This window comes from Sporosarcina sp. P29 (assembly GCF_002743265.1).
Classification (GTDB): domain Bacteria; phylum Bacillota; class Bacilli; order Bacillales_A; family Planococcaceae; genus Sporosarcina.
In genome coordinates, this window is sequence record NZ_PDYX01000010.1 from 94,107 (window position 1) to 105,131 (window position 11,025).

Sequence of the window (11,025 nt, forward strand, 5' to 3'; positions counted from 1 at the left end):
CCCCTTATTATTTAGTACATCTATTTCTAAAATTCATCATCTTGAATTACTCTCTAGTTTCTTTCTTTTTCGACGTTCACCAAACTTCCTGAAAACCGGTGTCATTAACATTAAAATAATGATTATTAATAATAGTAATGAAATTGGTCTTGTAAGGAAAATAGAGTAACCACCTCCCGAAATTAATAAAGACCGTCTCAGGCCGACTTCAATGACCGGACTCAATACAAAGGCCATAACAAAAGCGGCAATTGAGAAGCGGGATAGAACAAAGAGAAGTGAAATAAGTCCTAAGATTAGTGATAGCCATATATCAAAATATCTGTTAGTCGCTGAAAATCCACCAATTATGGCGATAACATAAACAATTGGCATAAGAAAAGAATTCGGTACTACTAACACTCTTGCAAATAAAGGAGTAAGAAGTCTTCCAATTATGTATAATGCGAGTGTAGTTAGTAGGAAACCATATAGTATGCCGTATGTTAATGTAGGATCTTTTGTAAAGATTCGTGGTCCGGGCTGAATACCGTGGACGATAAATGCACTCATCACTACTGCTATCCCTACTGAGCCCGGAATGCCTAATGCAAATAAAGGGATAAGCGCACCACCAACTGAAGCGTTATTCGCTGATTCAGGTGCAGCAATACCTTCTGGATTTCCTTTTCCAAATGTTTCTGGACTTTTGGATAACTTCTTTGCAGCAATATAAGAGAACCACGCAGCCGCAACAGTTCCTAATCCAGGTAACAAACCTGATATTGTTCCAATTGATGAACCTACGCCAATTGGTTTAGCAATCCTTTTCATATCCTTCCTAGTTAACTTTGTAGAAAGATTACTCGCTTGAGATGCAAATTGAGTGTGCAGATCATCCTTTACTACTTTTAAAATTTCCGGTATTGCAAATATACCGATTAATAAAGCGACAATTCCCAAGCCTTCCATCAGTTCCAATTGCCCCATAATAAAACGAGGTTGACCGGTAAACATGTCCATGCCGATCGTACCTACCATTAAACCAAGTACAACTGAAATTAAGCTTTTAGTCATTTCACCTTTCGGACTGATTGACGCTACTGCAATCAATCCCATCAAACCTAACAAGAAAAACTCTGGATCTGATAGTCTTAGCGCAAAATTTGCAAAAGGTTCTGTGAAAAATATTAAACATAGCGCTCCTACAATTCCTCCAATTACACTCGCATTTAAGGAAATTCCTAAAGCTTTACCCGGAGATTCATTTCTTGCTAAGGGTATACCATCTTGAGCAGTAGCGACTGCTGCTGGAGTCCCCGGTATGCCTAAAGTAATTGCAGATATAGATCCACCGTATTCAGCTGCTTGGAAAGCTGCTAGTAATAATAAAACAGCCGCTACTGGTTCCATTGTATAAGTAAACGGTAGTAAAAAAATTACTGCCATTGTTGCACCTAATCCTGGTAATGCGCCAATAATTAATCCTACAATAGTTCCTACAAAGATCGCTATTAAGTTTGAAAGCGTTAACAAAGTCATGAAGTCAAAATCTAAAAAGCTCAAAGTATTCCCCCCTCCCTAAAAAGTTACGTCTAAAAGTAAACCGAAAAACACATAGATAATGACAAGAACAGAAGATGTAGTAATAGCGTTTATAACCAACATTCTTTTTGACTTTCTATCCGCTTGGTATAAATAAATCAGACTGAATAGGAATATAAAAGTTATAATATAGAAGTAACCAACATTCACCCATAAGAATATATATATAGGTGTTAATATTATTGTAGCTACAACCATCTTCCAATTTCCTAAATCTATTTTCTCACTTTCTTTTTCTAAAAGTGTTTGTATTATACTTAAGATCGTTAAGGCTATAAGAATAATTGCCAATAATCTTGGAAAGTAATCTGCTCCTATTTCTCCAGAATCTGAACCCGTCAATCTTCTCAGACCATTAGTTGAAAGATAATATATAATACCTATCAAACCAGTCCCTAATAATAAAACTACTGACAATGCTTTTGAATTCAATACACTCACCTCTTTTTTCGTTTGCGGAATTCACTTACTAATATGAAAATTGTAACTGACGATTTCATCTATGTCAATATTTTATTTTTCAGTTTTTTAACTATTTATTCATTTGATTACGTAAAGTTTATGACGTCTGCTTATCTATATTTCAATATAACTATAAGGCTTTCTACTATTGTTCTAGACTGAATTACTACTCATAATTATAGCGTCATCGGAATTCGCATCTTATAGAAGGTCATACTTATTGCATCACTATAGAAATGAATATTAAACTTTCACCATTTAGGAATTCTAATTAAATCTGAGTGTCTTTGTTTGCTTCTTATGAGATAATACAAGAACTAACGTTTCCATCTTATCATTGAAAGAGGTGTTCCCATGAAACCGGTCATCCTAGCAGAAAAACCAAGCCAAGCAAAAGCTTATGCAGATGCATTTACTACTCGTAAACATGATGGCTATACAGAAATCCAACCATGCCAGACATTTCCTCAAGGTGCCTTCATTACGTGGGGCGTCGGTCATCTAGTAGAATTGAAAGAACCACATACATACAATCCCGCCTGGAAACGCTGGTCGCTCGGTAGTTTGCCTATTTTGCCAGAGCGCTACGAATTTCAAGTCGCACCAGGAAAATATAAGCAATTTCAAGTCGTTAAAAAGCTCATTCGGGCAACGGATCATGTCATTAACGCATGTGACGTAGACCGCGAAGGATCCAATATCTTTTACTCCATCTACTACATGACGGGAGCTCGCAACCAGAAGATTGAGCGCTTATGGATTAACTCGCTAGAATCCGATGAAGTACGTAAAGGCTTCGAGAATCTACGAGATAATCGACAAGATCTACAACTTTATGAAGAAGCAAAGGCGCGCCAAATTAGCGACTGGCTCGTAGGGATGAACGGTTCAAGGCTCTATACATTGCTTTTGAAAGCCAAGGGAGTTCAAGAAGTATTCCCTATCGGTCGCGTTCAATCACCAACCGTATATTTGATTTACCAGCGACAACGCGAGATCGAGACATTCGTGTCAGAGCCATTTTTCGAAGCAGAAGCTATTTTCACAGCAGAAAAAGGAATATATAAAGGAAAAGCTAAATTAAAAGAGCCGAAGCGGGAATTAATTGCAGAAGCGCTAAACAGTCGTAATATTACTAAGCGGACTCCTGGCGTCATTACAGAGTTAACGAATACTGATAAACGAACGCCGCCGCCACAGTTGCACTCCCTTTCTACCTTGCAAGCAACAGCCAATAGACGTTGGAAAGCGAGTCCTGCAACTGTCTTAAAAACGATGCAGACTCTGTATGAAAAAAAGCTCGTCTCTTACCCAAGGACCGATACAAGACATATTACACCGAGTGAATTCACATACTTAGAAGCAGCCATAGAAGATTATCAAAAGTTAATCGAACATCCATTTGAGATAGCCTCGCGTTCACCGAAAAAACGCTATGTAGACAGCTCAAAAGTACAAGAACATTATGCGATCATTCCAACGAAGAAACTGCCAACACAAGCAGCACTGACAAAGTTGTCACCACTCGAACGTAATCTATATGAAGAAGTCGTTCGAACGACGCTTGCTATGTTCCACCGTGATTATTTGTATACTGAAACAAAGGTCACTACGGACGTCAATGGTTTGCCGTTCTTTACGACGGGTAAAACGGAACGTGATACAGGTTGGAAAGAGCTTTTCGCTACACCAAAGAAAGCAAAAGATTCCGAAGAACCGGCCTTGCCACCACTTGAGCGTGAGGAAACCGTGCAAAGTGAAATCGGCATAAAAGAAGGCGCAACCCAACCTCCCAAACCATATACTGAAGGTCAGTTAATTGCGATGATGAAAACATGCGGGAAATTGGTGGAAGATCAAAGTGAGACGAATATTTTAAAAGAAATTGAAGGTCTTGGAACCGAAGCTACACGAAGCGGTATTATCGAGACGATTAAAAAACACGGCTATATATCCGTCACAAAAAACATAGTATCTATCACTGATAAAGGACGTGTACTATGCCAGACCATTGAAGGTAGCCTACTTGCTAGCCCTTCCATGACAGCAAAATGGGAAACCTACTTAAAAAAAATAGGTAATGGTGAAGGCACTGGCCAACACTTTCTCGGTAGCGTATCAAAGTTTATCCAAAAACTGATCGAAGACGTACCCGTCCAACTAGAAAAACAAACAATTGATATTGTGCTACCCCCTCGGCCTTCTTCAGGAAAGGGATCGTACTCAAGAACTGAAGTTGCACCTTGCCCAAAATGCGGCAAAGGCAACATCATTGAACACCCTAAATTCTATGGTTGTAGTAACTATAAAAATGGTTGCAAACAAACCTTCCCAGGACTTTTCCTGAAAAAGAAACTAACTGTACCTCAAGTAAAATTGCTCTGTACGAAAGGACAAACAAACGTCATCAAAGGCTTCACCGCAGCCGATGGAAAGAAGTTCGACGCTGCATTGGAGTTAAAAGAAGGCAAGCTGAACTTGGTCTTTATGTAACTGAAATACTTATACAAAAAAGAAGCGGCACAATGCCGCTTCTTTTTTACATGAGATTATTATACAGACTTGTATTGTACAGTTCTTACACCTTTATAGTACGGGAGACAACAACCGAGAAATCGATTGCTTAAACTTAATCAGTAATGACCTCTCCCCATAACGTTCTTTCGTAAGCTCAGAACTAAGTTTCGCGTCTTGGTTAAACAGATCTGTCAGTTGTGTTGCTACTTTTTCATCATAAACAATCGCAGTCACTTCAAAATTTAACCGAAAACTACGTGAATCGATATTCATAGTACCTACTACCGATACTTCTTCATCCACTACAATCGTCTTCGCGTGCAAGAAGCCATTCTCATATAATAATACCTTCGCGCCATAATCCAGCAAATCACCTACATACGACCAAGTAGCCCAGTAGACGAAAGGATGATCAGGCTTACATGGAATCATAATCTGTACATCAATTCCTGATAACAACGCAATTTTGCAGGCATCCATAAAGCTTGTATCTGGAATAAAGTATGGCGTCTGAATGTAGACACTTTTTTTAGCAGATAATAATAGCTTGATATACATATTCTTCAGATGTTCTGTCTCAGAATTCGGACCACTCGAGACAATTTGCACTGGACTTGTGCCGATATGTTTTTCGGTCTGGAATAGGTAATCTCCCCAGTCACCCGGCTCCTTTTTACTGGCCTGATGCCAATCTAAAATGAATTTCCCTTGAATATGATTGACCGCGCCGCCTCTAATTCTAAAGTGCGTATCGCGCCAATAACCAAATTTCTTATCGAGTCCGAGATACTCGTCTCCGACATTGAAACCACCAATATACGCAATTTCTCCATCAATGATACAAAGCTTGCGATGATTTCTATTATTGACCCGAAAGTTCACGAGCCGGAACATCGACGGAAAGAATACTTCCACTCCTCCACCCACTGCACGTAATTCATTATAGAATCTGGGTGGTGTTTTCTTCGAGCCGACTTCATCATACAAGAGCCGGACTTTTACTCCCTCTTTTGCCTTTTGGATTAACAGATCACGCAAGTTAGTCCCAAGTGAATCAGACTGGATAATATAATACTGGATATTGATCTCTTTAGTTGCAGAGCTAATATCCTTAAACAATGCAGCAAACTTTTTATGTCCGTCATCAAAGATTTCAATGTGATTATCTTTGGAGAGCAATGCATGAGATGATTTCAAATTCATATGAATTAATTCAGTATGATCTTTTAATAACGGATTACTTTCTAGCCTAGCCAAGTTTTCTGGCAATAATTGTTTGTCTACTTCCGTTTTTTCAGCCTTTCTTTCTGCAACTGAAAGATTATAGAAGTTTTTCTGTTTTAAACTACGTCCAAAGAACAGATAAATAAAGAAACCGACAATAGGAAGGAACACTAGAACCATAATCCACGCCCACGTATTTCCTACATCTCTTCTTTCGATAAATAAAACCCATGCCAATAGCAGGATATTGAGAATTGTGACGATAGATAAGAGCAGTGTAAGGATATTACCAAATTCCATACCGAGCAACATCCCTTGAAGTTCTATCATTTTTTTCCGCTCCATTTCATTAGAAAGTAGTCTTTAATATAGCATATAGCATGAATTTTCGCTGTTATTTCTGTGATTTTATTAAGGTGAGAATTCAGCATACAGCATACACACTTTCAAAATGGAAGACGGTAAATAGTAAAGATGTATTCGCCTTTTTATACATAGCACTAGAGGGATGTAGTATTTTAATCAAGTAATACTCATTCTTACTTTTTATTTCGCGTATATATTCCCCGAGAAATAATAAGACAATAACTAATAATCTTCGGTAGTAACAATTTGGCACAGGTATGAGTAGATAAACCCAGTCATTCTTTAAAGCTGATCTGACTCCTGCATTTCTATGCAGAATCCTCTGTTCCACTGAAAAACTCTTCTTTCAATCGCTTCCCATATGCTTGTCCACTTTCGCCTCGTTGCCTAGGAAACTCTTGCATCACGATAGGTAATACTCTTTCCCATAGAACATTCATCACATAGACATCTCGATCAAAATGATAGTCCAGTTCATTTAACGTTAATTGTAGCGATTTAGCGTACTTTCTTTTTTCTGCATCCCAAATCGTCGAGACATTCTCTTTAATATATGCATCTATTTCATCTTCTGTTACCGTAATCCCATAAGCTTCTTCCGCAATATCTAAGGCTTCTTGATAATGATCGGTTTGTTTCTCCGCGATTCCTCTTAGAAATGGAGAAGAGTGTTCCTGTTCAGTTAGATTATTTTTCACACGTAAACGGAACTCTGTCTTATTCGTTGAGAACGATTGGCCTAGCTTGTTATTATGAATGCCGGATTGAATAGATGCCAGCTCGCCTGCTATTTCAGGCATATCTTTTAATACTTTTTCCACGGATTGATTCATCTGGGCATAGTCTATTCCTATCGTTTCAATCTTTTGTTGTTCCGAACTTGCTGTTTGTTTAATTAACAACGTCCCAGCAATCAAGACAGTAAAACAAATTGTAATGAGGTGAAACCGATTGCGAGCAGTCATAGTCATTCGCTCCTTCATCTGTTAAGTCGCTCAAGTATGTCATAGGCAGATTGAAATATTTGTTGAAACAACTGATTATTGTTAAAAACTTTTCTTTGTTATTCGACAATAAAAAACCCAAGACCCCGGAGTGAACCGGAATCTTGGGTAACTATTCATTGACGTGTAGCAGGTGTTTTTTCAATCATAAAGGTTACAACTACGAATAAAGCAAAGCTAACTAATAGCACGGTACCACCTACGATATAGAATATAAGCGCGAATACTTCATTGATATTGAAGGGTTGCATGAACTGCAACCACATACCCGCTGTTAAACCAATCGCACCGATGATCCCTGTCCAGCCTTGCAATGTTAATAGCTTTCTAGCGCGGACTCGGTAAATTTTGTAGAACACACCCCATGAAAACACTGATAACCAACCTACAAGTAAAATATGCGCGTGAATCGGACGAAATGCATACGAACCTGCCCCCGCCATATGGGAACCGAGTACCGTTCCAATTAAACCAAAAATCGCTGCAATGCGAATCAATCGTAAACTCCACTTTTCTTGCATGTTATATTTCCTCCTGTCATCTTTCTACTACATGTATCATAACACTCCAAGATGAACGGAAGATGAACAGCCTGTTACAATTTAGGCAAATACACAATGAATGTCGTACCTTTACCTAGCTCACTGACGACTTCTACTCGACCGTCGTGAAGACGTACCACTTGTTCAACAATAGATAATCCGAGGCCCGTCCCTTCTACTTCACGTGTTCTTGAGTCATCTGCACGATAAAAACGGTCGAATATACGATTCTTTGTTTCAAATGACATACCGATTCCTGTATCTTCAATAGAGAAACAGACTTCATTTGCCTGCTCAGTCAGTCGGATATCAATCGTTTCTCCGTCCGGGGAATATTTCAATGCATTCGACAATAAATTCTCCCACACTTTTTCAAGAAATGCAGGGTCTCCCTCATATGTAACTTCATCAATTTCAAGCATGATAGACATCTCTTTTTCTTGCAATAACCATTGAAATTTTAGAACTGTTTCCTTCACTTGCTGATCAACACGGAATGCTTTTTTCTGCAGTGGAGAGATTAGTTGATCTAGTGACGTCAGCAATAATAGCTGCTTCGTCAACGTCGAGAGTCGTTCTGTTTCCGATTGAATGATTCCTGCATAACGTATGCGCTCATTAGCGGGTAGCTCTTCATCCGATAACAAGTCTGCATAGCCTTTAATATTCAATAACGGTGACTGGAAATCATGCGACACATCACTAACAAATACCTTTCGAATCTGATCGTTCTCACTTAAACGATCAATCATCTGCTGAAAACTTTTTGCAAGTTGCCCAATCTCATCGCGTCGATCAATTGACAGCTCACTCGTGAACTGCTCCTCGCCTACCTTCTTCGTCGCTTTCGTCAACACGACAATCGGTGCAATCAGCTTGCGCGCAACGACAAGCATGGCGAGAATACTGATAATCGCCATGACAATGACCATGCCACCAAGCAAATAGTGAATTTCCGTGAAGAGCATTTTAATATCTGGACGTAAAAATAGTGCATACGTCTTTCCATCGTATATAAATGGTACACCTATTGTATTAGCTGACTCATTGGAGAAATAACCCGTCACGAATGTCTCTGCCTTTAGATCTCGCATGCCATGATAGACTTCACCACTATAGACTTTCTCGATCGCTTCATCCTCAAGGTTATCATCCCGAAACGCTTCGCCATATACGGTTGCGTCTCCTGCAGGCGATTTGACGAGCAACTTATAACCCGTGCTAGCAAGCATATTGAAGTATGTAGGTAAGTCCATCCCGTCATTCGCTTCAATGAACAACGCAATTTGCTCAGCAACTTGAACATTCTTCGCATCGTTTTCACCTTTCAAGTACCGGTGATAATATGTATTGACGGAGAGAAACGCCACTATTGCACTCGCTAGCATAATTCCTACCGTTAACACGAGAAACTTCCCATACAGCGACTTCATTCTGAAACCTCAAGCTTATAACCAACACCACGTATCGTGACAATTTTCACCTGGTTCGTAAGCTTCTCGAGCTTATCGCGTAAACGTTTGATATGTACACTCAACGTCTGCTCATCCCCTTCATAATCAAAGCCCCATACACGCTCTACTAGCACTTCTCGTGTAAATACCTGACTTTGACGAGAAGCCAACACCGATAACAATTCAAACTCCTTTAATGGAAGCAGTAATGACTTCTTACCAAGCACTACTTCATAACTCTGTCGATTGATAACTATTGGACCGACCTGAATCACTCGGTCTATCGCTTTATCATAACGCCGTAAAATAGCATGAATCCGGAACAATAATTCTTTCGGCTCAAATGGCTTCACCAGATAATCATCTGACCCTGCCAAAAAGCCACGCTCCTTATCTTCCATCTCACCTTTAGCCGTCAGCAACAAAACTGGTATTTCCGTATCCTCACGAAGCCTCTTCGTCAGCGTATAGCCATCCATACCTGGCATCATTACATCTACGATGGCTAAATCAGGCCACTCCCTATCGACTACCTCAAGCGCCTCTAGCCCATTCATTGCCTTCACAACGGTATAGCCTGCTTGTCTCAAATGAATACTAACCAACTCTAAAATATGTATATCATCATCTACTACTAAGATCTTCATTTAGTTCTCCCCTTCCTTTTCCACTCTGCATTCAATAACCCAGAAAGAATAATAATGACTGCTGTTAGATAAAACCATAACACAAGCATGATAATCCCTGCTAATTGTCCATACAGCCTAGAATAATCAACCCGTGATACATACTCACCGAATAATAATGAAACGAACTGCCAGCCAAAGGCCGAAAGCAAAGCCCCCGGCAACGCTTCCTTCCATTTCATCTTTCCAGTTGGCATGAGTTGATAAAATAATAAGAAGAACAAAAATAAAAAGAACGTACCAAGTCCCCATTTTATATTGGGCCAAATATACAACCAGCCTTCCCAGGCATCTAGTACATCATAATACGCAATGACGGTATGCATAAGTTTTTCAATTAATGGTAAAAATAGAGACATCGGTACAATCAGCATAAAAAGAATGGTTACACCAAGATTACGAATTATACTAATCCATAGTGGCTGTTGGTGAAGCCTACGGTTCGCCATGTCTAATGAACGTGCAAATGATTGTACCGCAACCGATGTCGTCCACAATGCAGCTAATACACTTAGTGCAAGCAGATTTCCGTGACTTTTATAGAGTACGGACTGAACACTTTGCTCAATCAGCTGAAAAGATTCGTCTGGCACAAATGGACGTAGCAACGCTAAAATACTAGCCTCCTGCACAGGTAGAAATTGCACAATCGACAGCACTACAAGTAAAAAGGGTAACACGGAAAGCAACAAGTAATAAGCGTTCTGCGCAGCCTGATCAAAAAAGCGTTCTTTAAAGAAGCGTTTGATTATCATCATGATCATAGAATCCCCTCCTCTACTATCGTACGTGTCTTACTATCAATATACCCCAACAAACCCTAGACTATTAGGTTAAATGAAATTTTCTAGATAAATTTAATGGTTTCTTAGGTGTTGGAGTGGGAGTGGTGAATGATTGGTTTGGGATATGGAGCGTTTGAGCAGTGTGGTAGAGCACCTGCACGGGGCAATTGAGCGATAGGCGGGTGCTCTATTTATTGAGCGGTTAAGTAGAGCGATAGTGCTAGCATGACTTATTGAGCAAATCTATCAACACCTATGATTTCTTCTATCCTACATTCAATCAATTACTATAATAAAGCACAAAAAAGCCACTCCCCAAAGGGAATGGCTTCGCGTGCCTAGCAACGTCCTACTCTCACAGGGGGAAACCCCCAACTACCATCGGCGCTGAAGAGCTTAAC

The 11,025-nt window shown here is 39.6% G+C and carries 9 protein-coding genes; 1 reads left to right on the top strand and 8 read right to left on the bottom strand.

Translation table 11 applies throughout. The annotated features are described in order from the left end of the window. Window positions 1–36: 36 nt before the first annotated feature. The gene (locus CSV68_RS10475) at window positions 37–1,545 is read right to left on the bottom strand and encodes a tripartite tricarboxylate transporter permease (RefSeq protein WP_099634297.1); all 1,509 of its coding nucleotides are present in this window, start codon (window positions 1,543–1,545) and stop codon (window positions 37–39) included. A 15-nt stretch (window positions 1,546–1,560) separates the two neighbouring features. Beyond that, window positions 1,561–2,016: a tripartite tricarboxylate transporter TctB family protein gene (locus tag CSV68_RS10480; RefSeq protein WP_158233028.1), complete on the bottom strand. Its 456-nt coding sequence runs from the start codon at window positions 2,014–2,016 to the stop codon at window positions 1,561–1,563. Window positions 2,017–2,400: 384 nt separating this feature from the next. Here CSV68_RS10480 and CSV68_RS10485 point away from each other — a divergent pair, with 384 nt between their 5' ends. After that, window positions 2,401–4,539 carry a type IA DNA topoisomerase gene (locus CSV68_RS10485; protein WP_099662088.1) on the top strand — a complete coding sequence of 713 codons (2,139 nt, stop codon included), beginning with the start codon at window positions 2,401–2,403 and terminating at the stop codon, window positions 4,537–4,539. 93 nt (window positions 4,540–4,632) lie between these two features. Here the strand turns inward: CSV68_RS10485 and cls are convergent, their stop codons facing one another. The 6 genes from cls to CSV68_RS10515 all read right to left on the bottom strand — a co-directional run bounded on the left by cls (window position 4,633) and on the right by CSV68_RS10515 (window position 10,603). Continuing rightward, a complete protein-coding gene (gene cls, locus CSV68_RS10490) occupies window positions 4,633–6,087 on the bottom strand; it encodes a cardiolipin synthase (RefSeq protein ID WP_099662095.1) in 1,455 nt (484 codons plus the stop codon). A gap of 374 nt (window positions 6,088–6,461) precedes the next feature. Next, the gene (locus tag CSV68_RS10495; protein ID WP_099634300.1) at window positions 6,462–7,118 is read right to left on the bottom strand and encodes a hypothetical protein; all 657 of its coding nucleotides are present in this window, start codon (window positions 7,116–7,118) and stop codon (window positions 6,462–6,464) included. Window positions 7,119–7,273: 155 nt separating this feature from the next. Next, window positions 7,274–7,678 carry a hypothetical protein gene (locus CSV68_RS10500; RefSeq protein ID WP_099634301.1) on the bottom strand — a complete coding sequence of 135 codons (405 nt, stop codon included), beginning with the start codon at window positions 7,676–7,678 and terminating at the stop codon, window positions 7,274–7,276. Between the two features lie 74 nt (window positions 7,679–7,752). Further along, the gene (locus tag CSV68_RS10505; RefSeq protein ID WP_099662089.1) at window positions 7,753–9,132 is read right to left on the bottom strand and encodes a sensor histidine kinase; all 1,380 of its coding nucleotides are present in this window, start codon (window positions 9,130–9,132) and stop codon (window positions 7,753–7,755) included. Next, entirely contained in the window at window positions 9,129–9,800 is a 672-nt protein-coding gene (locus CSV68_RS10510; protein WP_099662090.1) for a response regulator transcription factor, read from the bottom strand. The genes CSV68_RS10505 and CSV68_RS10510 overlap by 4 nt, the downstream gene beginning before the upstream one ends. Then, window positions 9,797–10,603 carry a YihY/virulence factor BrkB family protein gene (locus CSV68_RS10515; protein WP_099634304.1) on the bottom strand — a complete coding sequence of 269 codons (807 nt, stop codon included), beginning with the start codon at window positions 10,601–10,603 and terminating at the stop codon, window positions 9,797–9,799. Before CSV68_RS10515 ends, CSV68_RS10510 begins: the two co-directional genes overlap by 4 nt. Window positions 10,604–11,025: the final 422 nt, after the last annotated feature.

What these genes read in the sequence shown, in the direction of transcription:
- CSV68_RS10485 (WP_099662088.1), top strand. Translation starts at nt 2,401, where the DNA reads ATGAAACCGGTCATCCTAGCAGAAAAACCAAGCCAAGCAAAAGCTTAT.
- cls (WP_099662095.1), bottom strand. Translation starts at nt 6,087, where the DNA reads ATGGAATTTGGTAATATCCTTACACTGCTCTTATCTATCGTCACAATT.
- CSV68_RS10495 (WP_099634300.1), bottom strand. Translation starts at nt 7,118, where the DNA reads ATGACTGCTCGCAATCGGTTTCACCTCATTACAATTTGTTTTACTGTC.
- CSV68_RS10500 (WP_099634301.1), bottom strand. Translation starts at nt 7,678, where the DNA reads ATGCAAGAAAAGTGGAGTTTACGATTGATTCGCATTGCAGCGATTTTT.
- CSV68_RS10505 (WP_099662089.1), bottom strand. Translation starts at nt 9,132, where the DNA reads ATGAAGTCGCTGTATGGGAAGTTTCTCGTGTTAACGGTAGGAATTATG.
- CSV68_RS10510 (WP_099662090.1), bottom strand. Translation starts at nt 9,800, where the DNA reads ATGAAGATCTTAGTAGTAGATGATGATATACATATTTTAGAGTTGGTT.
- CSV68_RS10515 (WP_099634304.1), bottom strand. Translation starts at nt 10,603, where the DNA reads ATGATCATGATGATAATCAAACGCTTCTTTAAAGAACGCTTTTTTGAT.